The organism is Streptomyces sp. NBC_01454, assembly GCF_036227565.1.
Taxonomy (GTDB): Bacteria; Actinomycetota; Actinomycetes; order Streptomycetales; family Streptomycetaceae; genus Streptomyces.
The window spans coordinates 4,841,402-4,868,092 of sequence record NZ_CP109460.1; the positions used below are offsets into that span (position 1 = coordinate 4,841,402).

The 26,691-nt window shown below is 73.1% G+C and carries 26 protein-coding genes and 1 tRNA gene; 14 read left to right on the plus strand and 13 right to left on the minus strand.

Annotation, left to right across the window (positions count from 1 at the left end):
- Positions 1-146: 146 nt before the first annotated feature.
- Entirely contained in the window at positions 147-2,870 is a 2,724-nt protein-coding gene (locus OIU81_RS21550; protein WP_329150315.1) for a penicillin acylase family protein, read from the plus strand.
- Between the two features lie 93 nt (positions 2,871-2,963).
- Here the strand turns inward: OIU81_RS21550 and OIU81_RS21555 are convergent, their stop codons facing one another.
- The gene (locus OIU81_RS21555) at positions 2,964-3,566 is read right to left on the minus strand and encodes a 5-formyltetrahydrofolate cyclo-ligase (protein WP_329150317.1); all 603 of its coding nucleotides are present in this window, start codon (positions 3,564-3,566) and stop codon (positions 2,964-2,966) included.
- A gap of 110 nt (positions 3,567-3,676) precedes the next feature.
- Between OIU81_RS21555 and galU the strand changes: the two genes are divergently transcribed.
- From galU to OIU81_RS21590, 7 genes are all read left to right on the plus strand, one after another.
- Positions 3,677-4,579, plus strand: coding sequence for a UTP--glucose-1-phosphate uridylyltransferase GalU (gene galU, locus OIU81_RS21560; protein ID WP_329150319.1), 903 nt, complete (start codon positions 3,677-3,679; stop codon positions 4,577-4,579).
- 4 nt (positions 4,580-4,583) lie between these two features.
- Positions 4,584-5,924: a molybdotransferase-like divisome protein Glp gene (gene glp / locus OIU81_RS21565; protein ID WP_329150321.1), complete on the plus strand. Its 1,341-nt coding sequence runs from the start codon at positions 4,584-4,586 to the stop codon at positions 5,922-5,924.
- A gap of 59 nt (positions 5,925-5,983) precedes the next feature.
- A complete protein-coding gene (gene moaC / locus OIU81_RS21570; RefSeq protein ID WP_329150323.1) occupies positions 5,984-6,466 on the plus strand; it encodes a cyclic pyranopterin monophosphate synthase MoaC in 483 nt (160 codons plus the stop codon).
- A complete protein-coding gene (locus tag OIU81_RS21575) occupies positions 6,463-6,966 on the plus strand; it encodes a MogA/MoaB family molybdenum cofactor biosynthesis protein (protein ID WP_329150325.1) in 504 nt (167 codons plus the stop codon). Before moaC ends, OIU81_RS21575 begins: the two co-directional genes overlap by 4 nt.
- Before the next feature lie 14 nt (positions 6,967-6,980).
- The gene (locus OIU81_RS21580; RefSeq protein WP_329150327.1) at positions 6,981-7,595 is read left to right on the plus strand and encodes a GNAT family N-acetyltransferase; all 615 of its coding nucleotides are present in this window, start codon (positions 6,981-6,983) and stop codon (positions 7,593-7,595) included.
- Positions 7,596-7,746: 151 nt separating this feature from the next.
- Positions 7,747-8,790 (plus strand): divisome protein SepX/GlpR, encoded by a 1,044-nt coding sequence (gene sepX / locus OIU81_RS21585; RefSeq protein ID WP_329150329.1) that lies wholly within the window; start codon positions 7,747-7,749, stop codon positions 8,788-8,790.
- 75 nt (positions 8,791-8,865) lie between these two features.
- Positions 8,866-8,938 (plus strand) — tRNA-Ala (locus OIU81_RS21590).
- A 242-nt stretch (positions 8,939-9,180) separates the two neighbouring features.
- Here the strand turns inward: OIU81_RS21590 and OIU81_RS21595 are convergent.
- From OIU81_RS21595 to OIU81_RS21640, 10 genes are all read right to left on the minus strand, one after another.
- A complete protein-coding gene (locus OIU81_RS21595; protein WP_329150331.1) occupies positions 9,181-9,444 on the minus strand; it encodes a hypothetical protein in 264 nt (87 codons plus the stop codon).
- On the minus strand, positions 9,441-9,752 hold the full coding sequence (locus OIU81_RS42385; protein ID WP_443074021.1) for a hypothetical protein: 312 nt from the start codon (positions 9,750-9,752) through the stop codon (positions 9,441-9,443). The genes OIU81_RS21595 and OIU81_RS42385 overlap by 4 nt, the downstream gene beginning before the upstream one ends.
- 78 nt (positions 9,753-9,830) lie before the next feature.
- Positions 9,831-10,406: a TetR/AcrR family transcriptional regulator gene (locus tag OIU81_RS21605; RefSeq protein WP_329150333.1), complete on the minus strand. Its 576-nt coding sequence runs from the start codon at positions 10,404-10,406 to the stop codon at positions 9,831-9,833.
- Between the two features lie 66 nt (positions 10,407-10,472).
- Positions 10,473-11,024, minus strand: a complete 552-nt coding sequence (locus tag OIU81_RS21610) for a M23 family metallopeptidase (RefSeq protein WP_329150335.1) — start codon at positions 11,022-11,024, stop codon at positions 10,473-10,475.
- Between the two features lie 141 nt (positions 11,025-11,165).
- The gene (locus OIU81_RS21615) at positions 11,166-12,428 is read right to left on the minus strand and encodes a glycosyltransferase (RefSeq protein WP_329150337.1); all 1,263 of its coding nucleotides are present in this window, start codon (positions 12,426-12,428) and stop codon (positions 11,166-11,168) included.
- 126 nt (positions 12,429-12,554) lie between these two features.
- Positions 12,555-13,334 carry a MerR family transcriptional regulator gene (locus tag OIU81_RS21620; protein WP_329150339.1) on the minus strand — a complete coding sequence of 260 codons (780 nt, stop codon included), beginning with the start codon at positions 13,332-13,334 and terminating at the stop codon, positions 12,555-12,557.
- Positions 13,335-13,483: 149 nt separating this feature from the next.
- The gene (locus OIU81_RS21625; RefSeq protein ID WP_329155271.1) at positions 13,484-13,879 is read right to left on the minus strand and encodes a GntR family transcriptional regulator; all 396 of its coding nucleotides are present in this window, start codon (positions 13,877-13,879) and stop codon (positions 13,484-13,486) included.
- Positions 13,880-14,031: 152 nt separating this feature from the next.
- Positions 14,032-15,042 carry an ABC transporter permease gene (locus tag OIU81_RS21630; RefSeq protein ID WP_329150341.1) on the minus strand — a complete coding sequence of 337 codons (1,011 nt, stop codon included), beginning with the start codon at positions 15,040-15,042 and terminating at the stop codon, positions 14,032-14,034.
- Positions 15,039-15,968 carry an ABC transporter ATP-binding protein gene (locus tag OIU81_RS21635; protein ID WP_329150343.1) on the minus strand — a complete coding sequence of 310 codons (930 nt, stop codon included), beginning with the start codon at positions 15,966-15,968 and terminating at the stop codon, positions 15,039-15,041. The genes OIU81_RS21630 and OIU81_RS21635 overlap by 4 nt, the downstream gene beginning before the upstream one ends.
- A 134-nt stretch (positions 15,969-16,102) precedes the next feature.
- Positions 16,103-16,591, minus strand: a complete 489-nt coding sequence (locus OIU81_RS21640) for a GNAT family N-acetyltransferase (protein ID WP_329150346.1) — start codon at positions 16,589-16,591, stop codon at positions 16,103-16,105.
- A 67-nt stretch (positions 16,592-16,658) separates the two neighbouring features.
- Here OIU81_RS21640 and OIU81_RS21645 point away from each other — a divergent pair, with 67 nt between their 5' ends.
- On the plus strand, positions 16,659-17,462 hold the full coding sequence (locus OIU81_RS21645; protein ID WP_329150348.1) for an exodeoxyribonuclease III: 804 nt from the start codon (positions 16,659-16,661) through the stop codon (positions 17,460-17,462).
- A gap of 73 nt (positions 17,463-17,535) precedes the next feature.
- Here OIU81_RS21645 and OIU81_RS21650 read toward each other — a convergent pair whose 3' ends face one another.
- Entirely contained in the window at positions 17,536-18,339 is an 804-nt protein-coding gene (locus OIU81_RS21650) for a MerR family transcriptional regulator (protein ID WP_329150350.1), read from the minus strand.
- Positions 18,340-18,572: 233 nt separating this feature from the next.
- Here OIU81_RS21650 and OIU81_RS21655 point away from each other — a divergent pair, with 233 nt between their 5' ends.
- From OIU81_RS21655 to OIU81_RS21670, 4 genes are all read left to right on the plus strand, one after another.
- On the plus strand, positions 18,573-20,099 hold the full coding sequence (locus OIU81_RS21655; protein WP_329150352.1) for a flavin-containing monooxygenase: 1,527 nt from the start codon (positions 18,573-18,575) through the stop codon (positions 20,097-20,099).
- Entirely contained in the window at positions 20,096-21,073 is a 978-nt protein-coding gene (locus OIU81_RS21660) for an alpha/beta fold hydrolase (protein ID WP_329150354.1), read from the plus strand. The genes OIU81_RS21655 and OIU81_RS21660 overlap by 4 nt, the downstream gene beginning before the upstream one ends.
- On the plus strand, positions 21,070-21,951 hold the full coding sequence (locus OIU81_RS21665; RefSeq protein ID WP_329150356.1) for an SDR family oxidoreductase: 882 nt from the start codon (positions 21,070-21,072) through the stop codon (positions 21,949-21,951). The genes OIU81_RS21660 and OIU81_RS21665 overlap by 4 nt, the downstream gene beginning before the upstream one ends.
- A gap of 136 nt (positions 21,952-22,087) precedes the next feature.
- Positions 22,088-22,330 (plus strand): hypothetical protein, encoded by a 243-nt coding sequence (locus OIU81_RS21670; RefSeq protein WP_329155273.1) that lies wholly within the window; start codon positions 22,088-22,090, stop codon positions 22,328-22,330.
- Positions 22,331-22,455: 125 nt separating this feature from the next.
- Here OIU81_RS21670 and OIU81_RS21675 read toward each other — a convergent pair whose 3' ends face one another.
- Positions 22,456-25,842, minus strand: coding sequence for a S41 family peptidase (locus tag OIU81_RS21675; RefSeq protein ID WP_329155274.1), 3,387 nt, complete (start codon positions 25,840-25,842; stop codon positions 22,456-22,458).
- 248 nt (positions 25,843-26,090) lie between these two features.
- Here OIU81_RS21675 and OIU81_RS21680 point away from each other — a divergent pair, with 248 nt between their 5' ends.
- Positions 26,091-26,666 (plus strand): TetR/AcrR family transcriptional regulator, encoded by a 576-nt coding sequence (locus tag OIU81_RS21680; protein ID WP_329150358.1) that lies wholly within the window; start codon positions 26,091-26,093, stop codon positions 26,664-26,666.
- Positions 26,667-26,691 lie beyond the last annotated feature (25 nt).

Below are 26,691 nucleotides of genomic sequence, written 5' to 3' on the forward strand. Positions count from 1 at the left end.
TTTCCTTAACGTATCTAGTTACTGAGGCTAACAATTTACCATTACTTGAAGGTTGGATGTGCTGGCGGTGACTCCGCGTAGGGGTCGCCGAACCCGTGCGCCTATGGTTGCTCCAGCACTCCCACCCTGCCCCTCGAAGGACAGAGATGCCCGCCAACAAGTCCGGCCCAGTCCCCAGGAAAAAGAAGGGGCGGCGCGGCCGCCTCGTCGCGATCACGGTCGTGCTGCTGCTCGTGGCGGGCATCGGCTTCGGCGCGTTCTGGGGCGTCAGTACCGTCCGTGCCTCGTTCCCGCAGACCACCGGTTCGCTCAAAGTCCCGGGCCTGACAAACCCGGTGGACGTCACCCGCGACGCCAACGGGATCCCGCAGATCTACGCGGACACCGACGAAGACCTCTTCCGTGCCCAGGGATACGTCCAGGCGCAGGACCGCTTCTGGGAGATGGACGTCCGGCGCCACATGACCTCCGGCCGGCTCTCGGAGATGTTCGGCAAGAGCCAGGTCAAGACCGACTCCTTCCTGCGTACCCTGGGCTGGCACCGCGTGGCGCAGAAGGAGTACGACACCAAGCTGTCGCCGAGCACCAAGAAGTACCTCCAGGCCTACTCCGCGGGCGTCAACTCCTACCTCAAGGACCACGAGGGCTCCGCGCTGTCCCTGGAGTACGCGGCGCTGGACTTCCAGAACGACTACAAGCCCGAGAAGTGGACGCCGGTCGACTCGGTGGCCTGGCTCAAGGCGATGGCCTGGGACCTGCGCGGCAACATGCAGGAAGAGATCGACCGGTCCCTGATGACCAGCCGCTTCACCCCGGCGCAGATCGCCCAGCTCTACCCGGCCTACCCGTACAAGCGGAACAAGCCGATCGTCGAGGGTGGCGCGGTCGACCCCGCCACCAAGCAGTTCAAGCCCGGTACCGCGGCGAACTCCGCCCCCGCGGGCGCCGCCGGGACCGCGGCCGGCTTCCAGTCGCAGCTGTCCTCGCTGTCCAAGACACTCGACAAGGTCCCCGCGCTGCTCGGCCCGAACGGCAACGGCATCGGCTCCAACTCCTGGGTCGTCTCCGGCGCCCACACCACCACCGGCAAGCCGCTGCTCGCCAACGACCCGCACCTGGCACCGCAGATGCCCTCGCTCTGGTATCAGATGGGCCTGCACTGCCGCACCACGAGTCCCAAGTGCAACTACGACGTCTCCGGATTCACCTTCTCCGGTATGCCGGGCGTCGTCATCGGCCACAACCAGGACATCTCCTGGGGCATGACCAACCTCGGCGCGGACGTCACCGACCTGTACCTGGAGAAGGTCAGCGCCGGCGGCTATCTCTACGACAAACGGCAGCGGCCCTTCGCGACCCGCAAGGAGACCATCAAGGTCGCCGGCGGTGAGAGCCGCGAGATCACCGTGCGCTCCACCACCAACGGGCCGATCGTCTCCGACCGCGACGGCGAACTCGCGGGCGTCGGCAAGGACGCCCCGGTCGGCAACGCCGCACCGGACCGCGGCGACGGCTACGCCGTCTCGCTGCGCTGGACCGCGCTGAACCCTGGCAAGTCCATGGACGCCGTCTTCGAACTGAACCGCGCCAAGGACTGGACCGGCTTCCGCAAGGCCGCCGGGCACTTCGAGGTCCCGTCCCAGAACCTGATCTACGCCGACACCAAGGGCAACATCGGCTACCAGGCCCCGGGCCAGATCCCCGTCCGCGGCAAGGGCGACGGCAGCTTCGACGGCACCTACCCGGCGCCGGGCTGGGACCCGAGGTACCGGTGGACCGGCTACATCCCGCAGAAGTCCCTGCCCTACGAGTACAACCCCAAGCGCGGCTACATCGTCACCGCCAACCAGGCCGTCGCCGACGAGAAGTACCCCTACCTCCTCACCAAGGACTGGGGCTACGGCTCCCGCAGCCAGCGGATCAACGACCTGATCCAGTCGAAGATCAAGGACGGCGGCAAGGTCTCCACCGACGACATGCAGGCCTTCCAGAAGGACAACAGCAGCGAGATCGCCCGGCTGCTGACGCCCTATCTGACGAAGATCGACATCAAGGACAAGTACGTCCGCGACGCCCAGCAGCTGCTGAACGGCTGGGACTTCACCCAGGAGCCCGACTCCGCCGCGGCCGCCTACTTCAACGCCGTCTGGCGCAACACCCTCAAGCTCGCCTTCGGCAACAAGATGCCCAAGGAGCTGCGCCCCGAAGGGCAGTGCCTGACCGTCCGCCCGGCCGACGAGACCGGACCCGCCGACGAGAACGACAAGTACGTGCGGGAGTGCGGCGAGCGGGCCGGCGACACCGCCCAGCCCGACGGCGGCGACCGCTGGTACGAGGTCGTCCGCGGCATCCTGGACGACCCCAACAACTCCTGGTGGAAGACCGAGGACCGCCCCGGCCGCGCCGGCGACAAGAACCGCGACCAGCTCCTGGCCCACGCCATGACGGACGCGCGCTACGAGCTGACCTCCAAGCTGGGCAAGAACATCGACAACTGGAGCTGGGGACGGCTCCACCAGATGTTCCTGAAGAACCAGACCCTGGGCACCGACGGACCCGGCATCCTGCAGGGCCTGTTCAACCGCGGCCCCTGGAACGTCGGCGGCGGCGAGGCCGCGGTCGACGCCACCGGCTGGAACGCCGCCGGCGGCTACAAGGTCACCTGGGTCCCGTCGATGCGGATGGTGGTCAACCTCGCCGACCTCGACAAGTCCCGCTGGATCAACCTCACCGGCGCCTCCGGGCACGCCTATGACGCCCACTACTACGACCAGACCGACAGGTGGGCCAAGGGCGAACTGCTGCCCTGGGCCTACAGCGAGGACGCCGTCAAGAAGGCGGGCAAGGACACGCTGACGCTGTCGCCGTAGGGGCGGGCGGCCTCAACCGCCGCTGCACACCGCACCGCAGGGGCGGGCCGGAACACTCCGGTCCGCCCCTGCGGCTTCCCCGGCGGGCCCGCCTCAGCCCTCCGCGCGGGTCCCCGGCGCGGCGAACCGGTGCACCGCCGACGGGGTCACCGCGGCATGGACCCGCCGGTCGTGCGGCTCGGCCGGCACCTCCGCCAGCACCTCCGCGTCATAGAGCAGCACCACCAGCGACGCCCGCGCACCGGCCCGCTCCAGCCGCGCCAGCACCCGGTCGTAGGAGCCGCCGCCGCGCCCCAGCCGCAGCCCGCCGCGGTCCACCGCGAGCCCCGGCAGCAGCACCACGTCCGCCTCGGTGACGGCCTCGGGTCCCAGCAGCGGCCCGGCCGGCTCCAGCAGCCCGCGGCCCGCCCGGACGAGCCGCCCGGCGCCCTCGTAGCACGCCCAGTCCAGATCGTTGTCCGCCAGCAGGACCGGCAGCAGCACCCGCACCCCGGCCGCCCGCAGCCGGTCGAGCAGCGCGCGGGTGGAGGGCTCACCGCCGATCGAGACATACGCGGCGACGGTGGGCGCGGTGCCGGGGGAGCCGGCGTCGGCCAGCTCGTCCAGCTCCAGTGCGCGCCGGGCCAGTGCCTCGCCCGTCGACGCGAGGACATCCGGCGGCAACGCACTCCTCACCTCCAGGAGGGCCCGCCGCAACCTGCGCTTTCTATCGTGATCGACGCTCACTGTGTGCCCTTGCTCCCGGTCTTGTGGCTTTTCGCCGTACCCTCATCATCACTCCGATAGGGCCGGTTATGGTGGCGCGCATGACCCCATCGCACACGCGGATCAGCAAGGCTGTCATCCCCGCAGCCGGCCTCGGCACCCGGTTTCTCCCCGCCACCAAGGCCACGCCCAAGGAGATGCTCCCGGTCGTCGACAAGCCCGCCATCCAGTACGTGGTGGAGGAGGCGGCCGCCGCCGGACTCTCCGACGTCCTGATGGTGACCGGCCGGAACAAGCGCCCCCTTGAGGACCACTTCGACCGCAACTACGAACTCGAAGAGGCCCTGCACCGCAAGGGCGACGAGTCCCGCCTCGCCAAGGTCCAGGAGTCCAGCGACCTGGCGACCATGCACTACGTCCGCCAGGGCGACCCCAGGGGCCTGGGCCACGCGGTGCTGTGCGCCGCACCACACGTCGGCGACCAGCCCTTCGCCGTCCTCCTCGGTGACGACCTGATCGACCCCCGCGACCCGCTGCTGGCGCGCATGGTCGAGATACAGGAGCAGTACGGCGGCTCGGTCATCGCCCTCATGGAGGTCGACCCGGCCCAGATCCACCTCTACGGCTGCGCGGCCGCCACCCCCACCGGCGACGACGACGTGGTCAGCGTCTCCGACCTGGTCGAGAAGCCCGACCCGGCCGAGGCCCCCAGCAACCTCGCCATCATCGGCCGCTATGTCCTCGACCCGGCCGTCTTCGAGGTGCTGCGCAAGACCGCCCCGGGCCGCGGCGGCGAGATCCAGCTCACCGACGCCCTCCAGGCGCTGGCCGCCGACCCCGCCCTCGGCGGCCCGGTGCACGGCGTGGTCTTCAAGGGCCGCCGCTATGACACCGGCGACCGCGGCGACTATCTGCGTGCCATTGTCCGACTCGCATGCGAACGTGAAGACCTCGGCCCGGACTTCCGGTCCTGGCTTCGCAGTTACGTGACCGAGGAGATGTAAGACGTTGAACGGCACCACCGGCCAGACCCGCCACCAGGACCGCGTCTGGTCGGTGGCCGAGCATCTCGACGACGTCCTGTCGAAGATCGCCCCCCTCGACCCGATCGAGCTGCAACTCCTCGACGCCCAGGGCTGCGTCCTGGTCGAGGACATCACGGTCCCGGTCGCCCTGCCGCCGTTCGACAACAGCTCCATGGACGGCTATGCCGTCCGCGCCGCCGACACCACCGCCGCCGACCGGGACGCCCCGGTCTCCCTCACCGTCATCGGGGACATCGCAGCCGGCCACGGCGAGCTGCCGGCCGTCGGCCCCGGCCAGGCCGCCCGCATCATGACCGGCGCCCCGGTGCCGCCCGGCGCCGATGCCGTCGTCCCCGTCGAGTGGACCGACGGCGGAGCGGGCGAGGGCCCGGCCGCCGCGATGCGCGCCCACAGCGCAGCCCCCGAGGATGCCGGCGGCGAGGTCCGCGTCCACCGCCCGGCCGCGGCCGGCGCCCACATCCGCACCCGCGGCAGCGATGTCACCGAAGGCGAGCAGGCCCTGCAGGCGGGCACGGTCCTCGGCCCCTCGCAGATCGGTCTGCTCGCCGCCATCGGCCGCGGCACGGTCCGGGTACGGCCCCGCCCCCGCGTCGTGGTGCTGTCCACCGGCAGCGAACTCGTCCAGCCCGGCGAGGCGTTGGGCCCCGGCGAGATCCACGACTCCAACAGCTTCCAGCTCACCGCCGCCGCCCGCGCCGCCGGAGCCCTCGCCTACCGCGTCGGCGCCGTCGCCGACGACGCCGACACCCTCCGCTCCACCCTGGAGGACCAGCTCATCCGGGCCGACCTCCTCGTCACCAGCGGCGGCGTCAGCGTCGGCGCCTACGACGTGGTCAAGGAGACCCTGACCGCGCTGTCCGCGACGGAGGACGACGGCTCGCCGCTCGCCGGGGGGACGGTCGAGTTCCGCACCCTGGCCATGCAGCCCGGCAAGCCCCAGGGCTTCGGCCTGATCGGCCCCGACCGCATCCCGCTCCTGGCCCTGCCCGGCAACCCCGTCAGCTCGTACGTCTCCTTCGAGCTGTTCGTCCGCCCCGCCCTCCGCGTCCTCATGGGACTGCCCGACGTCCACCGGCCCACCCTCCGCGCCCGGATCACCGACGGCATCGCCTCCTCGCCCCAGGGGCGCCGCCAGTTCCTGCGCGGCCTGTACGACGCCGACGCCGGCACGGTCGCCCCCGTCGGCGGCGCCGGCTCGCACCTGATCAAGGCCATGGCCCATGCCAACGCCCTGATCGTCGTCCCCGAGGAGAGCACCGAGGTCGCCGCGGACAGCGAGGTGGACGTCGTCCTGCTCGGCTGACCCGTCGCCGCCGGAGGTACGGTGTCGTCCCACAGGCGGCAGTTTTGACCGGGAGAACGATGAGCAGCGGCCAGCACCACCTCACCCATCTCGACGCGGCGGGCGCGGCCCGGATGGTGGACGTCTCCGCCAAGGATGTCACCGACCGCACCGCCCGCGCCCGTGGCCGGGTCCTGGTATCGCCGCAGGTCATCGAGTTGCTGCGGGGCGAGGGCATGCCTAAGGGCGATGCCCTGGCCACCGCCCGGATCGCCGGCATCATGGGCGCCAAGCGCACCCCCGACCTGATTCCGCTCTGCCACCCGCTGGCCGTCTCCGGCGTCAAGGTCGACCTCTCCGTCACCGACGACGCCGTCGAGATCACCGCCACGGTCAAGACCACCGACCGCACCGGCGTCGAAATGGAGGCGCTGACCGCGGTCTCCGTCGCCGCCCTCACCGTCGTCGACATGGTCAAGGCCGTCGACAAGGCCGCCGTCATCTCCGACGTCCGCGTCGAGGAGAAGACCGGCGGCAAGTCCGGCGACTGGAGCCGGTCATGACACCCGCCCGCGCCCTGGTCGTCACCGCCTCCAACAGGGCCGCCGCCGGCGTCTACGCCGACCGCGGCGGCCCGCTGCTCGCCGAGGGCCTGACCGCCATGGGCTTCGAGGTCGACGGCCCGCAGGTGGTGCCCGACGGCGACCCGGTGGAAGCCGCCCTGCGCGAGGCCGTCGCCTCCGGCCGCTACGCCGTCGTCCTGACCACCGGGGGCACGGGCCTGTCGCCCACCGACCGCACCCCCGAGGCCACCCGCCGGGTCCTGGACCACGAGGTCCCCGGCATCCCCGAGGCGATCCGCGCCGCCGGCCGGGCGAAGGTTCCCACCGCCGCCCTCTCCCGCGGCCTCGCGGGCGTCGCCGGCACGACCCTGATCGTCAACCTCCCCGGCTCCACCGGCGGGGTCCGCGACGGCCTCGCCGTCCTCGCCGACCTGCTGCCGCACGCCGTCGACCAGATCCACGGCGGCGACCACCCCGCAGCGTCCGGGAGCCCGAACTGAACGCGTCCTGGCCCGTGGTCCTCACGGACGGGGAGGTCATCCTCCGCCCGATAAAGATGCGCGACCAGCGGGCCTGGCGCGAGGTCAACCGCCGCAACCGCGACTGGCTGCGCCCCTGGGAAGCGACCATCCCGCCGCCCCCGCCCGGCCTCGTCCCGCCGCACCGCCCCACCTACCGGCAGATGGTCCGCCATCTGCGCGCCGAGGCGCACGCCGGCCGGATGCTGCCGTTCGTCATCGAATACCGCGGTCGGCTCGCCGGACAGCTCACGGTCGCCGGGATCACCTGGGGCTCCATGTGTGCCGGCCATATCGGCTACTGGGTCGACCAGGGAGTCGCCGGCCGCGGCGTCATGCCGACCGCCGTGGCGCTCGCCGTCGACCACTGCTTCCGCGCCGTGGGACTGCACCGCATCGAGGTCTGCATTCGGCCCGAGAACACCCCCAGCCGGCGGGTGGTGGAGAAACTCGGATTCCGCGAAGAGGGCATCCGCCCCCGCTATCTGCACATCGACGGCGCCTGGCGCGACCACGCGGTATACGCCCTCACCGCGGAAGAGGTGCCCGAGGGCCTGCTCAACCGCTGGCGGCGGGAGAGACCCGGTACTCCCGGCTCCCCTCGTAAATAAAATAAATGTTCGAATAGTGTCGCCGATCGACCCGATAGGCGACCGCGCCGATCTCTACCATCACAAAAAAGTTCGAGATATCAGCCAGATCGTGCGACACACCGGCTCAATTGGCGGATGGCCCCCTGCAAACCCCTCTACCGTGTGAGTCGTGAGAAGCAGCGGCCTCATCTACGCAGTCATCGTCGGGGCCTGGGCTGCCTACTTGGTGCCGATGTGGCTCCGTAGGCAGGACGAGCTCAACGAGGCCCGTCCGACCGAGCGCTTCAGCACCGCCATCCGGCTGCTGTCCGGACGCGCGGCCATGCAGCGCCGCTACGACAAAGAGCGTGGTGGGTACCCCGCCGACGATGCGGGCGACGAAGTGGACCCGGACGCTCCGGCCGACGAGGCCGCCGCCCGGTCCTTCGGCGACCCCGCTCCGGCGGACGCGCCCGAGGCCCCCCGCACCCGGGTGCAGGCCGCCTCTCCGCGCCCCTCCGCCGCCGAGCGGACCAAGCGCGCGAAGGTCCTGGCCCGCCGCCGGCGCACCACCACCCTGCTCTTCCTCGCCTTCACCGTCGGCGCCGTCGTCGCCGCGGTCGGCGGCGTGCCCTTCCTCTGGGCCCCCGCCCTCCCCGCCCTGCTCCTGACCGCCTACATCGTCTATCTGCGCACCCAGGAGCGCCGCCGCTTCACCTTCACCATGGACCAGCGCAAGGCGGAGGCGGCGGCACAGCGACTGCGGGAGGGCCGCCGACGCCCTCACCAGGCGGCCGACCAGCCGCCCGCCGACGACCACCCGGCCGACGTCCGCACTGACGCCCCGGACGCCACCCCGGAACCGCCCCGGCCCGCCACCCCCGTCCACACCGCCGGCCGCCGCGCCCTGGTGGAGGAGACCGACCACGCCGAGTGGGTCGACCAGCAGCGCGAACGCGAGCGCCCGCGCCCCGCCGCCGGCAGCTGGGAGCCCGTCCCGGTCCCCCTCCCCACCTACGTCACCGCCCCCGTGGCCCCGCGCGCCACCAGCCACGTCGACCTGGACGCCGAGGACGCCTGGAGCTCCGCCCGCTCCAGCGCCGCCCCCGACCACCCCCAGCCCGACACCCCCCAGCCGGACCGCCCCACCCACCCCGGCCGCCGCACCCGCGGCCGCACCCCGCTCTTCGACCAGTACGAGGACGAGGACCGCCCGCGCGCCGCGAACGAGTGACAGCCCTCCGCTGACCAGCACCGGAAGCGATTTCCGAGCACCGCGACCGAGATGCTAGAGTTTCACTCGTCGCAAGGGCCTGTGGCGCAGCTGGTAGCGCACCTCGTTCGCAACGAGGGGGTCAGGGGTTCGAATCCCCTCAGGTCCACAGCGCATTACGCAGAACTGTTCGCGGGTTGGTCCACGAACGGTTCATGAGATCCCGGTCAGACGGTCATCGTCTGGTCGGGATCTTTGCGTGGGAGCCCCTGTGTGGGTCAGTCGGCCTGGTGGGCCAGGGCTCAGGAAGACGTCTGCCAGGGTGGCTCCCGTCGCATCCGGGGCATGAGGTGTGCCTGCGCCGTGACGGAGGGCTGACGGGAACTCAGGCGTGAGCGCGGGCGGCCGTGGTCAGGGCAGGACCGTCAGGGTGCCGGGGATCTGGAGGCTCGCGGTCGTCGGGCCGCCGGTCGGGCTGCTGATGCCGAGGGTGCTGTCGAAGGCGGCCAGTTGGTGCTGGATGCCGAGGAGAGCGCTGCCGGACTCCATGCCCATGGCCGGCCGCCGGGCCTGTGCGCCGTCGTGCAAGTCGCGGTCGACGCGCCGGATTTCGGCGGCGGAGGAGTCCATGACGTCCGTACGGGTCCGGGCGAGGTGCTCCACCCGCAGGCTCATCCGTCCTTGGCCGTCGGCGCCGGCGGGGAGTGAGTGATCCGGGCGTGCAGCCGCAGGACGTACGGGGCGATCAGCAGGCCGACCGGGGCCTCGATCAGGCCGAGACCGGCGGCGATCCAGGCGGTGTCCTGGCTGCGTGCGGGACGAACGTGTACCAGGTGCCGTCCGACGCAGGGAGGCCGGTGATCGTGACCGTGACCCTTGACCGCGCACTGTGCCCACAGCAGGTTCCGCATGCGGCGGCGCGCCTCCAGTGCGACCGGGATCTCCTCGTCGGTGAAGCTCGGCGGCAGGCGCATGTCCACCATGGCCACGTCCGGCCGCTCGTCCAGCAGGGCCGCAGGAGTTCGTGCAAGGGACCGGCTGGTGCTCGCGCGCGGGGTGGGTCAGCGCTGAGTGAGGTCGTGGGGGCGGTTGAGGAGGAGGTCGGAGGCGTGGGAGACGACGTCGGGGCGGGTTCGGGGGCCGTGGTCGGAGGCGAGGAAGGGGGCGCCGATGGCCAGGCAGAAGGCGAGGAGGCTGCGGGCCTCGACCTCGTCGGGGTCCGGGCAGAAGCTGCCGAACAGTTCGCGGATGTAGTCCATGCGGCGGTTGTCGACGCGGCGCAGGCGCTCGGCGACCGCCTCGTCGCGCCGGGCCCAGTCGCGGACGGCGAGGTCGATCGGCAGCAGGCGGTCGTTGGCGAAGACGAGCCGGCCGGCCCGCTGGATTTTCGTCCGGGCGTCGCCGCCCTCGCGCTCGACGCGGTGGCGTACCTCGTCGACGCTCTCGCGTTCCCAGGTGTCGAGCATGGCGTCGAGCAGCGTCCCGCGGTTGGCGAAGTGCCCGTAGAAGCCCCCCTTGGTGACGCCGAGCGCGCGGGCGAGGCTCTCGATCCGGACCGCGTCCGGGCCGCCGGCGGCCAGTGCCCGCAGGCCCTGCTCGATCCAGCTGGTGCGGGGGGTGCGTGTGGCGGCGGGCATGTGCTCAGTATCGCGGGTGGGGGTGGTGGTGAGGGGCGGCGGTCTGCCTGGGGCCGGCGGTCCCGGTTAGCGGCGGAAGGGGCCGGAGGTGAGGCGTACGCCGTGTCGGGCCAGGTAGGTGAGGGGGTTGATGTCCGAGCCGTAGCGGCGGCTGGTGCGGACCTCGAAGTGGAGGTGGGGGCCGGTGGCGCGGCCGGTGGCGCCGCTGTAGCCGAGGCGGGTGCGGGCGCGGACCTTCTGGCCGGGGCGGACCGTGATGCGGGAGAGGTGGCCGAAGAGGACGTAGCGGCCGTCGTTCATGCGGATCGTCACGGCCTTGCCGTAGGCGCCGGACCGCCGGGCCAGGACGACGGTGCCCGAGCCCACGGACCTGATCCGGGTGCCGGCACGGACGGCGAGGTCGACGCCGGTGTGGTGGCCGGCGCGCCAGGCGCCGCGGATGCCGTAGGGCGCGCTGATGCGGTAACGGGCGGCCGTGGGGTGCGTCCAGTGCTTGCCGGCGGGGGCGGCGAGGGCCGCCGGGGCCGCCGCCAGGGCGAGGACGGAACCCAGGGCCGCCGGGGCTATGGCGTGCAGCAGCATTCTGCGCAGCGGGGTGCGGGTGCGGAACGTCGTCATACCTGCGAGCCCACGCCCAGTGGCGGGTGGTCGCATCCCGGGGCGGGGCGCGCGGCGGCCGAACGGGTGGCCAAGGCTCCGCCGGCCGGGGGTTTCGCGGTACGGGCCGCCGGCCGGGTGAGGTGGGGTGTCCGCGACGCCTCATGCCCACAGGCGGCCGACCGCCCCGGCCACCGCGCCGGCGCCGTCCTCGGCGGCGAGACGGTGGGCGGCGGCGGTGGCGTGATCGCGGCGGGCGGGGGCGGCGGTGGCCTGGGTGAGGGCGTGGGCGAGGCGGGCGGCGCCGTGGTCCGTGGACAGGTCCCGGAAGGGGATCGGGGCGGTGGCGACGCCCAGGGCCGCCAGGCGGGCGGCCCAGAAGGGCTGGTCGGCGGTGACCGGGACCGGGACGGTGGGGACGCCCGCGCGCAGCCCCGCGGCGGCGGTGCCGGCCCCGCAGTGGTGGACCACCGCGGACATCCGGGGGAAGAGCAGGGCGTGCGGAATCGCGCCGACGGTGAGGAGGTCGGGGTGCTCCGGGGCGGCCAGGCCCGCCCAGCCGGACTGCAGGACGCCGCGCAGCCCGGCGCGGCGCAGGGCGTCCGCCGCGAGGGCGCCGAGCCGCTCGCCGTCGCCGGCCGCCATGCTGCCGAAGCCGACGAAGACCGGGGGCGGGCCCGCGGCGAGGAAGTCCTCGACGACGGCCGGGAGTCGCTCGTCGGGGGCGTGCCAGGGCCACCAGTTCCCCACGACCTCCAGGCGGGCGGACCAGTCCGCCGGGCGGGGCAGCAGGACCTCGCTGAAGCCGTGCAGGACCGGGCGGCCGGCGGCCTCGGTGCGGCGGCGGACCGTACGGGCGGTGGCGGGCGGCAGTCCGAGGCGGGCGCGCAGGTCGCGGGCCGCGTCAGCGGAGAGGCGGTCGAGGACGCGCAGGGAGAGCCGGCCGGCGGTGCGGTTGCCCCAGCGGCCCAGGGAACGGTCGCCGCTGACGACCGGGGGGAAGTCGCCGGTGGGGGCGCCGGGTACGAGGGGCAGATCCAGGGACGGGAGGTGCAGCGCCTCGGCGAGGTGGTGGCCGAGCGGCGCCGTGGTGGTGGAGAACAGCAGGAGGTCGGTGCCCTGCTGGGCGGCGTCGGCGAGCCCGTCGCCCAGTTCGCGCAGGAAGGCGGCGGCCCTGCTCAGGAGGGCGCGGGGGCCGGTGTTCCGGGCCGGCCCGGTGGCGTCGGGGCGCCGGGGGTCGGCCGGGAGCCGGGGGTCGGCCGGGAGCCGGCGGAACTCCAGTCCGGCGGCCCGGACGAGGGGGGCGTAGCTGTCGTGCGTGGCGAGGGCGACCTCGTGGCCGGCTTCGCGCAGCCGGGCGCCCACGCCGGTGTACGGGGCGACGTCGCCGTACGAACCGGCGGCCGTGAGGAGGATTTTGGGCATGGGCGGGCCGGCCTTCGGGTCAAGGAGAGAGGGGCAGGGGCAGGGGGAGGGGAGGGGAGGGGCGAGAGGGGCGTGGGCGTGCTGTGGTCCGGCGTGGCATGGCGTGGCGTGGCGCCGGTGCGGGGCTCAGGCCGGTGGCGACCGGCGTACGGCGTTGGCGTGTACGGCGGTGCGCAGGTACGGGGCCAGGCCGGGGCGTTGGGCGGAGGGCGGGAAGACCAGGGCGAAGGCGCGGGGGTCGGCGGCGAAGTCGTCGGCGATCCGGCCGTGCATGTCGGTGGGGCAGGGGGTGAACCAGCGGGAGAGGTGCCGGCGGTGTTCCTCCGCGAGGTCCATGGCGCACTCGCCGTCCGCCGGCTCCCCGGCGTCGAAGGCGGCTCTCAGCCGCAGGCGCCAGTCGGCGGCCTCGGCCATGAGCGTCGCCCAGTCCTCCTTGGAGTGCGTGGCGGCCCGCGCCATCGCGCGCTGGTGGCCCTCGCGGTGCTGCCCCTTCAGATGGGCCTCGGTGGCGTAGGTGAGGTCGAAGGTCACTTCGCCGAAGACCTCGAACCGCTCCTCGGGCGTCAGATCCACCCCGGTCTGCTGGACCTCCATGGCGTGCTCGGCGACCTCGACCAGCCGCCGCAGCGTGGCGATCTGCCCGGTGAGCAGGCGGTGCCGGGCGCGGAGGTGGTCGAGGGCGTTGGCCTGGGGGTCCTCGAGGATGGTGGCGATCTCGTCGAGGGGGAAGCCGAGTTCGCGGTAGAAGAGGATCTGCTGCAGCCGGGCCAGGTCGGCGTCGCTGTAGAGGCGGTAGCCGGCCGGGCTGCGGTCGCCGGGGGAGAGCAGGCCGAGGGTGTCGTAGTGGTGCAGGGTGCGCACCGTGATCCCCGTGAAGCCGGAGACCTGCCCGACCGGGTAGCCCATCGCAGCGCCCTTCGTCCCGTCCTGTGCGGCCGGCCCGGGCGGTGCGGCGGTGCCGCCCGCCGGGCCGGGCCTCAGGATGGGGCCTGACGCCGGGTGAGGGTCAACCGGGCAGGGGCCCGCCCCCGTTCGCCGCCCGGTGGGACGCCCGTTCAGGCGTCGGGATAGCGCTCCTGCAGTACCGAGTTCACCAGTGCCCGGACGTCCTCCCGGTCCAGGCCCTCGGTGTGGGCCCGGCACATCCAGGCGCGGAGTTCCTCGCGCAGCTGGGCGTCCGCCGCGGTCGTGGGGCGGGCGAGCGTACGGCTGACGAAGGTGCCCAGGCCGGGGCGCGGTTCGACCAGGCCCTCGCGTTCCAGTTCGCGGTAGGCCTTCAGGGTCGTATTGGGGTTGACCTTGGTCGTCGCGGCGACCTGTGCGGCGGTCGGCAGGCGGTCGCCCTCCACCAGGATGCCCAACCGCAGCGCCTGCTGGACCTGTTGCACGATCTGGAGGTAGGTGGCGACGCCACTGCGGCGGTCGATCCGGAACTCGACGACGCTCACCACCTCTCCGCTGCTTCCGCCGGTGCCGCGCTGCCCGACCGCTTGATGATCGGGCTGCCCGTGCCGGGTGTCAAAGCGCCGCTCGGGGCAGGGCGCCGGCGCGGCGTCCGTCCCGGCGGGCCGCCGCCCGCTCCGGCCGCCGCGCGCCCGCCCGTTCAGAGTGGCCGCCGTCGGATGCGCCACACCACGAAGGCGAGCACGAGGGCGGTCAGGGCCAGCAGGATCCCCGCGCCCCGCCACTGCATCCCGGCCATCTGTTCGTAGTCGAAGTACTGGGCCACGTGGTGGACGATGCCCAGCTTGGCCCGGCAGCCCTCGGTGTCGCCGGTGGTGCAGGTGCCGTAGCCGTAGAGCCTGCCGTCGGCGGTGGACACCCAGTCGTCCACGCGGACGGCGCCGGACGGCAGGCTCGGGCCCTCGGAGTCGAAGGGGTAGCTGATGCTGCGGAGGGTGCCCAGCCGGCTGCGGAGCCGTTCGGACCAGAGCACGGAGGTGACCATGGCGAGGACGAAGGCGCCGGCCATGGCCGGCACCGTCCGCTTGACCAGCATGCCCAGGGCGATACCGCAGACCGTCAGGAACAGGGCCCAGGCGACCGGGACGGGCCCGGTGCTCTCGAAGAGCCCGCTGGCCAGCCAGTCGCCGCCCATGGCGAGGAGGTGCGCCGGTGCCCACAGCCAGGTGAAGGCGGCCGACAGCAGGGCGGTGCACAGCGCGATCACGGCCAGCGGCAGGCCGATGGTGGCGGCGGCCCAGCGGCCGCGGCTCACCGACTGGGTGCTGACCAGCGTGAGGGTGCGGTGCTCCTGCTCCGCGGCGATCAGCGGGGCGCCGAGGAACACGCCGGCCACGACGGGCAGGTAGGTCAGCAGCTGGCGGCCGCCGGAGAACAGCTGCCCGTAGGCGTGCTCGAAGGAGTTGTTCAGGTTTCCGTGGGCGTCGGGGGCGGTGCCGTGGGTGTGCAGGAAGTCCGTCAGGCCGGCGCGCCGGCAGACGAAGGTCACGCAGCCCACGGCGGTGGTCAGCAGGACCAGGAGCAGGAAGGTGCGGTGCCGGCGCCAGACCAGCCAGGGCAGACCGTGCAGCAGGGTGCGGCGGGGGGTGGCGCCGCCGGGCACCGGGGCGGCGTCCGCCGGCCGGGCGCCGGCGGTGCGGGTGCTCGTCACGCCGCGGCCTCTTCGGGGCCGTCGATGCGGGCCTCGTCCGCGATCAGGCTGGGCGCGTCGGGCGAGCGCAGATAGGCGAGCAGGACCTCCTCCATGCTCGGCGAGAGCGTCTCCCAGCCGTCGCCGACCGGCCCGCCGGGCCGGATCAGGGCGCTGAACTGCCGCCCGGTGATCCGGGACTCGATCACGGTGTGCCGGCGCCGCAGCTCCTCGGGCACCCCGTCGCCGCCCTCGGCCACGCCCGTCACCAGCAGATGGGCCGGTACCAGCTCCTCGGTCTGGCCGGCCATCCGCAGCCGGCCCTCGGCGAGCACGAGGAGGTAGTCACACATGACCTCCAGCTCGGAGAGCATGTGGGACGACATCAGCACCGTCGTGCCGTGCTCGGCGGCCTCGGCCATCAGCAGCCCCGACAGCTCGTGCCGGGCGAGCGGGTCCAGGTCGGACATCGGCTCGTCGAGCAGCAGCAGCTCGGGCCGCTTGCCGAAGGCGAGGGCGAAGGCCACGCGGGTGCGCTGGCCGCCCGAGAGGGTGCCGATCCGGGCGGTGAACGGCACGTTCCCGGACCGGACGATCCGCTCGGCCACCGCCTGGTCCCAGCGCGGGTTCAGCTCACGGCCGAGCCGCAGGGTCTCGGCGACCGTGAAGCGGGGGTAGAGCGGCTTGTCCTGGGCGAGGAAGGCGATGCGGGACAGGACGGCCGGGTCGGACACCGGGACGCCGAACAGCTTCAGCGTGCCGGTGGTCGGCTCCACCAGCCGGGTCGCGGCGCCCAGGAAGGTGCTCTTGCCCGCGCCGTTCGGGCCGACGAGCGCGCAGATGTGGCCGGCGGGGAGCCGGAAGGAGCAGTCCCGCAGGGCCCAGCCGCCGCGGTACTTCTTCCCCAGTCCCTCGGCCTCGATGGCCCACGGGCTCGGGTCGCTCACCCGGATCCCCCCTTTAGCTAGTTCATTAGTGGAATGAGTATGGGGAGGGGTCCGGACGCCTGTCAACAAGAGTCGGGGCGCCGCTCGTGCGGCTGAGCGGAAGGGGAGGCCGGCGCGCGCCGGCCCGGTGTCCCTCAGACGCGCTCCACCAGCGATTTCGTCATGCAGCGGCTGTCCTCGTAGGTCCGGTACAGCCCGAACTTCTTCTCGGCCCTCACATAGCCGCTGGAGGCGTACAGCTCCAGCGCCTCGGGCTGCTTGGTGCCGGTCTCCAGCACCATCCGGGAGCGTCCCGCGGCCCGTGCGTCCGCTTCCAGGGCGGCCAGGATCCGCCGGGCCAGCCCCCGCCCACGGGCCTCCTGGAGCACGAACATCCGCTTGATCTCGGCGTCGCCGACCTCGTACCCCTCGGCCGCGTCCTCCTGCAGCCGCCATCCGCCGGTGGCCAGCGGGCGGGTGCCGTCGTACGCGATCAGATACGTGCCGCGCGGCGGGGCGAACATCTCCGGGGCGAGCGGGGTGATGTCACCGTCGTCGCCGTAGCGCCGGGCGTACTCCTGCTGCACCAGGGCGTCGAGGGTGACCGCGTCGGGGTGGTCATAGCGGACGGGGCGTATCTCCATTCCAGAAATCGTACGGGTGAGCGGGCGGGCGGCGCGATCAGGTGCCGGGGATGGGTATCGTGCCCGGATGCTCACCGTGACCTCTGTGAATGTGAACGGGCTGCGCGCCGCGGCCAGGAAGGGCTTCGTCCCGTGGCTGGCGGAGACCCCGGCCGATGTGCTGTGCCTGCAGGAGGTGCGGGCCGAGACCGCTCAGCTGCCGGACGAGGTGCGCGCGCCCGCGGGCTGGCACACCGTGCACGCCCCGGCGGCCGCCAAGGGGCGGGCCGGTGTCTCGCTCTTCACCCGGCGGGAGCCGGAGCGGGTCCGGGTGGGTTTCGGGTCCGCGGAGTTCGACGGCAGCGGGCGCTACGTCGAGGCGGACCTGCCCGGGGTGACGGTCGCCAGCCTCTATCTGCCCTCCGGAGAGGTCGGCACCGAGCGGCAGGACGAGAAGGAACGCTTCCTGGCGGAGTTCCTGCCCTACCTCGTCGACCTGCGCAAGCGTTCCGCCGCGGACGGCCGTGAGGTGGCGGTGTGCGGCGACTGGAACATCGCGCACCGGGAGGCCGACCTGAAGAACTGGAAGGCCAACCAGAAGAAGTCCGGTTTCCTCCCCGAGGAGCGCGCCTGGCTGACCGACGTCCTCGACGAGAACCGCGGCGGCTATGTGGACGTCGTCCGCGCCCTGCACCCGGACACCGCGGGCCCCTACTCGTGGTGGTCCTACCGGGGCCGGGCCTTCGACAACGACGCGGGCTGGCGCATCGACTACGCGATGGCCACGCCCGGCCTCGCCGCGCGGGCCGTCAAGGCGTACGTGGAGCGCGCGGCGAGCCATGACGAGCGGTGGTCCGACCACGCGCCGGTGACGGTCGTCTTCGAGCGCTGAGCCGGGCGCCCGCCGCGGACCCGGTCGGGGACGTGAGCCCGCCCGCCGCGCCGTCCGGGCGCACCGGGCGGGCTCACGTCCCCTCGCACCCGCGCTCGCGCAGCCACTCCGTCACCTCGGCCCGGACCCGGCGGTCCACGGCCATGGCGAGTTCGGCCTCGACCACGCCCTTGGACAGCGGGCGGAGCGTGTCGATGGTCCCGGCGATGAGATCGACCTCGTCGGGGCCGGGGTGGTCGCCGGCGGAGGGCCGTGCCAGCACGTCGGAGAGGACGTGGGTGCGGATGAGGGTGGTGAAGATGCCGGCCAGGGCGTCGGCGTGCGCACGGACCTGGCGGCCCGCTTCGAGGACGGCGGCCAGCGGGACGCCCCGGCTGACGAGTTCGGTGGAGGCGTCCAGCAGGCGGCGGCTGATGTGCACGAACTCGTCGCCGTCGACGGCGAGATAGCCGATGTCCAGGGACGCGCTGAGGTTCTCGGCGGTGATGTCCCCGCTGAAGTGGTCGGCGAGCTCCTCGGGGGTCAGGCGGACCGGCGTCTCCTGCGACCAGGGCGCGACCAGGGGGTTCTCCAGGCCCAGGAGTTCGCCCACGTCGCGGCCGGACTCGAAGGCCGAGAAGAGGTCGGCGATACCGCCGAGGGTGTGGCCGCGCTCCAGGAGGGCGCCGATGGTGCGCAGCCGGGCGAGATGGTGCTCGTTGTACCAGGCGATCCGGCCCTCGCGGCGCGGCGCCGGCAACAGCTTGCGCTCGCGGTAGAAGCGCAGCGTACGGACCGTGATGCCGGCCTCCCTGGCCAGGTCGGCCATGCGGAATTCGCGCGCCGGGGGGTCCGCTTGCCCGGTGTGCTCGTCCTGGGGGTGCTCGTTCGCTGCCACGGGTTCAGCCTATGCCGGGGGTGCGGCGCCGGGCCGGGGTACCGGGGCGTGGGTACGACCGCCGGTAACTTCCTGCCATCCGCCCCCTACCGCTCGGTACGCGGCTGCCCTACGCTCCTATTGTGCCAGTGATTGCTGGCACAGTTTTCGGGGCGGCGGTGACGCCGGCTGTGAGGGCGGATGTCACGGCACCGAAGATGGCAGGACGGACGTCGGACTCGGGAGGCGGCGGGATGGCCGAGCGCGAGCGCAGGCATGTGCGGGTTGCGGTGATCGGATCGGGCTTCGGTGGTCTGGGGGCGGCCGTCCGGCTGCGGCGCCAGGGCATCACCGACTTCGTGGTCCTGGAGCGGGCCGGCTCGGTGGGGGGCACCTGGCGGGACAACAGCTATCCGGGGTGCGCGTGCGACGTGCCCTCGCATCTGTACTCGTTCTCCTTCGCGCCGCACCCCGAGTGGCCGCGGAACTTCTCCGGGCAGCCGCACATCCGCGCCTACCTGGAGCGGGTCACCGACACCTTCGGGCTGCGCCCGCACCTGCGGTTCCATTCGGAGGTGGAGAGCCTGCGGTGGGACGGCGCGGAGCTGCACTGGGAGATCGAGACGGCGAGCGGGCCGCTGACCGCCGATGTCGTGGTGTCGGCGACCGGGCCGCTGTCGGACCCCAAGATCCCCGCCATACCGGGGCTGGACACCTTCCCCGGCACGGTGATGCACTCCGCGCGCTGGGACCACGACCACTCGCTGCGCGGTAAGCGCCTCGCGGTGGTCGGCACCGGCGCCTCGGCCATCCAGATCGTACCGGCCGTCCAGCCGGAGGTGGAGCGCCTCACGCTCTTCCAGCGCACCCCGCCCTGGGTGCTGCCGCGCGCCGACCGCGAGATCAGCGCGGCCGAGAAGTGGCTGCACACCAAGGTCCCGGCGACCCGGGCCGCGCGCCGTCAACTGCTGTGGAGCATCCGGGAGTTGCAGGTCAGCGCGTTCACCAAGCGCCCCGATCGGCTGGGCTTCCTGGAGCTGCTGGCCCGCAACCACATGAAGAAGGCCATCAAGGACCCGGCGCTGCGGACCGCGCTGACCCCCGGCTACCGCATCGGCTGCAAGCGGATCCTGCTCTCCAACACGTACTACCCGGCCCTGGCACGGCCGAATGTGGACCTGGTCGCCGCGGGGCTGAAGGAAGTGCGCGGCAGCACCCTCGTGGGGTCCGACGGGAGCGAGGCGGAGGCCGACGCGATCGTCTTCGGCACCGGGTTCCATGTGACGGACATGCCGATCGCGCAGCGCGTCACTGGTGCCCACGGCACGACGCTGGCCGAGGAGTGGAAGGACGGCATGGAGTCGCTGCGCGGCGCCACCGCGGCCGGCTTCCCCAACTTCCTCACCATCGTCGGGCCCAACACCGGCCTCGGGAACAGCTCGATGATCCTGATGATCGAGGCGCAGCTGACCTACCTGGCCGACTTCCTGCGCCAACTGGACGTCCTCGGCGGGAAGATCGCGCTGAGCGCCCGGCCGTCCGCCGTACAGGAGTGGAACCGCACCATCCAGCGCCGGATGACGCGCACGGTGTGGAACACCGGCGGCTGCGACAGCTGGTATCTGGACGCCAACGGCCGCAACACCACCGTCTGGCCGGGAACGACCGGGGAGTTCAAGAAGGCCACCCGGCAGGTCGACCTCGCGGAGTACGAGGTGCTGCGGCCCGCCCGCACCCCCGCGGAACGGACGTCCGGCACGGCCGCGGAGGTGGCCGCATGAGCCGCCGGCCCGCGCACGTCACCAGCGGCCCCTACGCCCCGCCGGTGCCGCGCACCACGCTGACCGTCACCTCGGCCGACGGCGCCCGGCTGTACGCCGAGGTCCACGGCCCCGAGGACGCCCCGGCCGTCGTCCTGGCACACGGCTGGACCTGCTCGACCGCCTTCTGGGCCCCGGTCGTCCGGGCGCTGGCCGGTGACCACAAGGTCGTCGTCTACGACCAGCGCGGCCACGGCCGCAGCCCCGCCGCCCCGCCGGCGGGCCACAGCACCGACGCGCTCGCCGACGACCTGGTCGCCGTCCTGGAAGCGGCCCTGCGGCCGGGCGAACGCGCCGTGCTGGGCGGCCACTCGATGGGCGGGATGACGATCATGGCAGCGGCCGGGCGGCCGCAGCTGCGCGCGCGAGCCGCGGCCGCGCTGCTGTGCAGCACCGGCAGCGCCGATCTCGCCGCCGAATCACGGGTGTTCGCGCTGCGCAGCCCGCAGGGGCGCCGCCGAGCGCACCGGCTGCTGCTGCGCTCGCGCGTCCCGCTCGGCCCCCAGTCGCCGCTCACCAGGCGCCTGCTGAAGTACGCCACCATGGGCCCCGGCGCCACCGCCGCGCAGGTGGCGGCCTGCGCCCGGATCGTGCACGGCTGCCCGTCGGGCGTCCGGGCCCGGTGGGGCGCGGTGCTGGCCGGGATCGAACTGACCGGCGGCGCCGGCGGCCTGGAGCTGCCCACCGAGGTCCTCGTGGGCACCGCCGACCGGCTCACCCCGCCGGTGCACGCCCGACGGCTGGCGTCCGTCCTCCCCGACTTCCGCGGTCTGACCGAACTCCCCGGGCTGGGACACATGACGCCGGTCGAGGACCCGGACGCGGTCACGGGACGGCTGCGCGCACTCGTCCGCGACCATCTGCACCCGACCGGCACCGAGCCCACCGACACCGCTCCCGGGGGCGGCACGCAGACGAAGGAGAGCACGGCATGAGCGCACGCAGGAGCCTGGAGGGCCAGGTCGTCGTCGTCACGGGTGCGGCGCGCGGGGTCGGCGCGCTGCTGGCCCGCAAGCTGTCGGCACGCGGGGCGACGCTTGCACTGGTCGGGCTGGAGCCGGACGCGCTGCGCGAGGTCGCGGCCGCGCTGCACGGCCCGGCGCACCACTGGCACGCCGATGTCACCGACCACGAGGCGATGGTGCGGGTGGCGGGCGAGGTCAAGGACCGCTTCGGGAAGGTCGATGTGGTCGTCGCCAATGCCGGGGTGGCGACCGGCGGGCCGTTCGCCGACTCCGACCCCGTCGCCTGGAAGCGGGTCATCGAGGTCAACCTCATCGGCGGCGCGGTCACCGGCCGCGCCTTCCTGCCCCTCCTCACGGCGTCCCGCGGCTACTTCCTGCAGATCGCCTCGCTGGCCGCGATCACCCCGGCGCCGATGATGACCGCGTACTGCGCGTCCAAGTCGGGCGCGGAGGCGTTCGCGCACAGCCTGCGCGCCGAGGTCGGGCACCGCGGCGTTCGGGTGGGGGTCGGCTATCTGAGCTGGACGGACACCGACATGGTGCGCGGCGCGGACCAGGACGTCGTGATGCGCGAGCTGCGCTCCCGGCTGCCCTGGCCGTCGAACAAGACCTACCCGCTGGGCCCCGCCGTCGACCGGATCGTGGCGGGCATCGAGCGCCGCTCGGCGCACATCTACGGGCAGTGGTGGCTGCGCGGGATGCAGTCGGTGCGCGGCTACCTGCCCGCGCTCATCGGGACCGTGGGCCAGCGGGAGATGCGGCGGTTCGGGGCGCGGCTGGACGGGATGCGGGTCGGGCTGGTGGGCGCCGGCGGGGAGGCGGACGAGAAGGCCCGGGCCGGCCGGTGAGCGGGCGTACGCCCGGCCCGTGAGCGGCCATGCGTCACGGAGAGTGTCGGTTCGTGATCGAAATGCGAGCAATGTCCGGGCGTGTCACGCTGAATCGGGGTCACAACCCCCCTACACCCCACTAGGAGTGAACAGCATGGGCATCAAGGACCAGTTCCAGGACAAGGCCAACGAGCGCAAGGACCAGGCGCAGCGCGCCATGGGCGACTCTCGCGAGCAGGGTCACGAGCGCGGCCAGCGCAAGGACGAGGAGCGCGGCGGTCAGCGTCAGGACCAGGAGCGCGGCCAGCGTCAGGGCCAGCCGCGTGAGCGCGGCCAGCAGGGCCGTCAGCCCGCCCAGGACGCGATGGACGCGGCCGAGGGTCGCCACCAGAGCTGAGTTGGCACGTCCTGAACATCACGCGGGGCGGCGTACGCGCCATGCGTGAGGGGCGCACCCGGTCGACCGGGTGCGCCCCACCGCGTGTCCTCCGCCGGCCTGCGCCCCGTCGGCCCGCGGCCGGTTCAGGCCCCGACTTCTCCGACTTCTCCGGCTTCTCCGGCTTCTCCGGCTTCTCCGGTCACCTCAGAGGGGCCCGCCTCGCGCGGCGGCAGCGGGGGGCGCCGCAGGTCCGGGACGTCCGACAGGTCCGGAGGCGTCGCCGCCGGATGCCGGTCCAGCAACTCCAGCGCCGTGCGCACCGCGACACCCAGGGTCGGATGCCGGCCCTCGGCCCAGTGCAGCGGTGACCGCAGCGCCTCGATGTCGACCTCGACGCCGTGGTTCTCCACGCCCCAGCCGTAGAGCCGGAACCACGCGGCGTTCATCGGGACGGTGATGGTGGTGCCGTCGCCGAGCCGGTGCCGGCCGGTCATGCCGACCACCCCGCCCCAGGTGCGCATGCCCACCACCGGGCCGATGCCCTGGAGTTTGAAGGCCGCGGTGATCATGTCGCCGTCGGAGGAGGTCATCTCGTCGGCGACCGCCACGACCGGGCCGCGCGGGGCGTTGCTGGTGTACGAGACGGGCTCGGCGTCGCGGGTCAGGTCCCAGCCCATGATGGTGCGGGTGAGTTTCTCGATGACCAGCTCGGAGATGTTGCCGCCCGCGTTGCCCCGGACGTCCACGATCAGCGCGGGCCGGGAGACCTCCATCCGCAGATCGCGGTTGAACTGCGCCCAGCCGGAGCCGCCCATGTCGGGGATGTGCAGATAGCCGCATCGTCCGCCGCTCAACTCCCGTACCACCGCCCGGCGTTTGGCCACCCAGTCCTGGTAGCGCAGCGGCCGTTCGTCGACCAGCGGGACCACCGCGACCCGGCGGGCCGGGCCCTCGCCGTCGGGCGGGGAGAAGGTGAGCTCCACCGTGGTGCCGCCGGCCGCGGCCAGCAGCGGGGCCGGCCCGGCCCCCGGGTTCACCCGGCGGCCGTCGACATGGGTCAGCGCCGCCCCCTCGCGAATGCCCGTACCGGCCAGCGGCGAGCGGGCCTTGGAGTCCGAGGACTCACCCGGCAGGATCCGCTGCACCACCCAACAGCCGTCCCGGTGCACGAAGTTGGCGCCGAGCAGACCCATGGCACGCTGGTAGTGCGGCGGGCCCTCGTTGCGCCGGGCGCCGGTGACGTACGCGTGCGAGGTGCCCAGTTCGCCGAGCACCTCCCGCATCAGATCGGCGAACTCGTCCGGGCTGGCGACCCGGTCGAGCAGCGGCCGGTACTGCGCGAGCACCCCCTCCCAGTCGATGCCGCACATCCCCGGGTCCCAGAAATAGGCCCGGGTGATCCGGCCCGCCTCCTCGAACGCCTGGTACCACTCGGCCGCCGGTTCGACGTCGTGCAGGATGCGCCGCAGATCCAGGAAGACCGTGGAGTCGCTGTCCGGCGGCTCGGTCGCGGGCACCGCGCGCAGCTCGCCCTCGTCGTTGACGACCAGCCGGGAGCCGTCGCCGCTGAGCGCGAACTCGTCCAGGGAGCTGGTGAGTTCGGTGCGCCGGGCCTTGGTCAGATCGAAGTGTTCGAGGGTGGGCCGGCCCGAGGTGTCGGCGGGGTTGGCGAAGGTCTCGCCCAGCGCGCCGGAGATCGGCCAGCGCAGCCAGACCAGTCCGCCGCCGCTGACCGGCTCCAGGGAGGAGTATTTGGAGGCCGCCACCGGGAACGGGGTGACACGGTTCGCCAGCCCCTCCACCTCCACCAGCACCGGCCCCTCGCCGGGCAGCGGAGGATTCTCGTCCGGGTCCAGACCGCCCGCCGCGGGCCGCCCCTCCGGGGACAGCGCGAAGGGGGAGGGGGTCGCCGACGACAGCGGGACGAGATAGGGCCGGCAGCCCAGCGGGAACGACAGATCGCCGGTGTGCACGTCATAGACCGGGTCGAAGCCGCGCCAGGACAGGAACGCCAGATAGCGGCCGTCGCGGGTGAACACCGGCTGCTCGTCCTCGAAGCGGCCGTTGGTGACGTCCACGATGTGCCCGTCGGACAGCCGGGCCATCCTGATCTGCCGCAGCGTACGGCCGATGCCGGGGTGCGACCAGGTCAGCCAGCGCGAGTCGGGGGAGAACGCCAGGTCGCGGACCGGGCCGTTGGTGGAGCGGACCAGCTCGGCGACCGTGCCGTCGGCCGGCTCCGGGCCGGTGCCGCCCTCCTCCTCGGGGCGGGCCACCGCCACCAGCAGCAGCCGGCCGTCGTGCGAGGCCACCGCGAGGCGGTCGCCGTCGGGGGAGGCGGCCATCTCGTGGACCCGGCCCAGCTCACCGGCGGCCAGCCGCCGGGGCCCGCCCGGTTCGCTGGCCCGCGGCAGGTCGGTGATCTCGATCGCGTCCTCGCCCTCGGCGTCGGTGAGGTAGGCGATCCGGCCGGTGGAACCCAGCATCTCGGGCAGCCGGACGCGGACGCCCGGGGTGTCGTGGATCGTGCGGGCCGGGCCGTCGCGGTGGGTGAGCCAGTACAGGCTGCCGCGGACGCCGACCGCGCTGGCCCGCCCGGTGGTGTCCACCGCGAGCGCGGTGACGTGTGAGGCGGCCGGGACCTGGTAGGTCCGCCGGCCGGCCCGCGGTCCGCCCAGGCGCACGTCCAGCCGGCGCGGCACGGCGTCCGGGCCCAGGTCGTCGATCAGCCAGAGGTCGCCGGCGCACTGGTAGACGATGCGCGAACCGTCGGTCGAGGCGTGCCGGGCGTAGAAGTCGGCGTGGTCGGTGTGCCGGCGCAGATCGGTGCTGTCGGGCAGGCAGGAGTAGACGTTGGCGATGCCCTCATGGTCGGAGAGGAACGCGATCCGGCCGCCGACGAACATCACCGAGTCGAGATGCCCGCGCAGATCCGGCATCAGCCGGGTGCCGTGCAGCCACATCCGTCCCGTCGCCCCGCCCCGGTAGCGCTTCCAGGAGGCGGGTTCGTGCGGCGGCTTGCCGGTGAGCAGCAGGGTGCGGCGCTCGCCGTCGACGTCGGTGACCGCGATGTCGGAGACCGGCCCCCAGGGCAGCTTGCCGCCCGTGCCGCCGTCGGTGGGCAGGCTGTAGGCCCACGAGTAGTAGGAGAACGGCTGGCCGTGCGAGGAGACCGCGAGGATGTGGGCGTTGCCCTCGTGGTCGGGCGGCGTCCAGCCGCAGACCCGGGCATCGGTGCTGCCCCAGTACGTCAGCCGGCGGGCCGGGCCGCCCTCGACCGGCGCGAGATGGACCTCCGGGTCGAGGCTGCGCCAGGTCGTGAAGGCGAGGTGCTGCCCGTCGGGGGAGAAGCGGGGGTGGCCGACGCGGGTGCGGTCCACGGTCAGCCGCCAGGCACGGCCGGGCTCGCGGCCCTCCGGGGTGAGCGGGGCGACCCACAGATCGTCCTCGGCGGCGAAGCAGAGCAGTTCGCCGTGCAGATGCGGAAAGCGCAGATACGAGCCGACGGGCGGTCCCGGGGTGGCGGGCATGCGGCGCAGCCGTCCACGAGGCTTGGCGGGGTTCGGCTCCGGGCGCGGCCCGACGGCCTCGGGTGCATCGCTCACGCCCCCATCGTTTCGGGACGGGGGAGCGGCGGCAAGTCGATCGGGTGACGCAGACCACTTTCGAAACGGTTCCGTTTCGCTACGCCGCTCGCTACGGTCGAAGTGTACGAAACCGTTTCGTTCGCCATCGAGGGGGTGGCGGCGCTGATACGGTCCGAACGGAGGTGTGTGCCATGGGACGCAGCCGGCTGACTCCCGAGCGGGAGGCCGAGCTCTACGACGCCGTACTCGACCTGTTGCGCGAGGTCGGCTACGACGCGTTGACCATGGACGCCGTCGCCGCCCGTACCCGCTCCAGCAAGGCCACCCTCTACCGCCAGTGGCAGGGCAAGCCGGAGCTGGTGGCCAGGGCGCTGCGGCACTGCAAACCGGTCAGCACCGGCGATGTCGACACCGGCACGCTGCGCGGCGACTTCGCCGAACTGGTGCGCCGGGCCGAGGAACACGGGCAGGTGCAGAAGGACGCCGCGCTGATGCGCGGTCTGGGGATGGCCATCCACGGCAACCCCGATCTCCACCAGGCCCTGCGTGAAGTGCTCCTCGACCCCGAGGTGACCGGGCTGAACGCCATGCTGCAACGCGGCATCGACCGGGGCGAGATCGCGGCCGACTGCCCCGCGCTCCAGTTCGCCCCGCACATGCTCGTGGGCGCGCTCATCGCCCGTCAGCTCATCGAGGACCGTCCCGCCGACGGCACGTTCCTGTCCGCCTATCTCGACGCCGTGGTCCTCCCCGCCCTCGGCGTCTGACCCACCCGCCCGACCCTTCACCCAA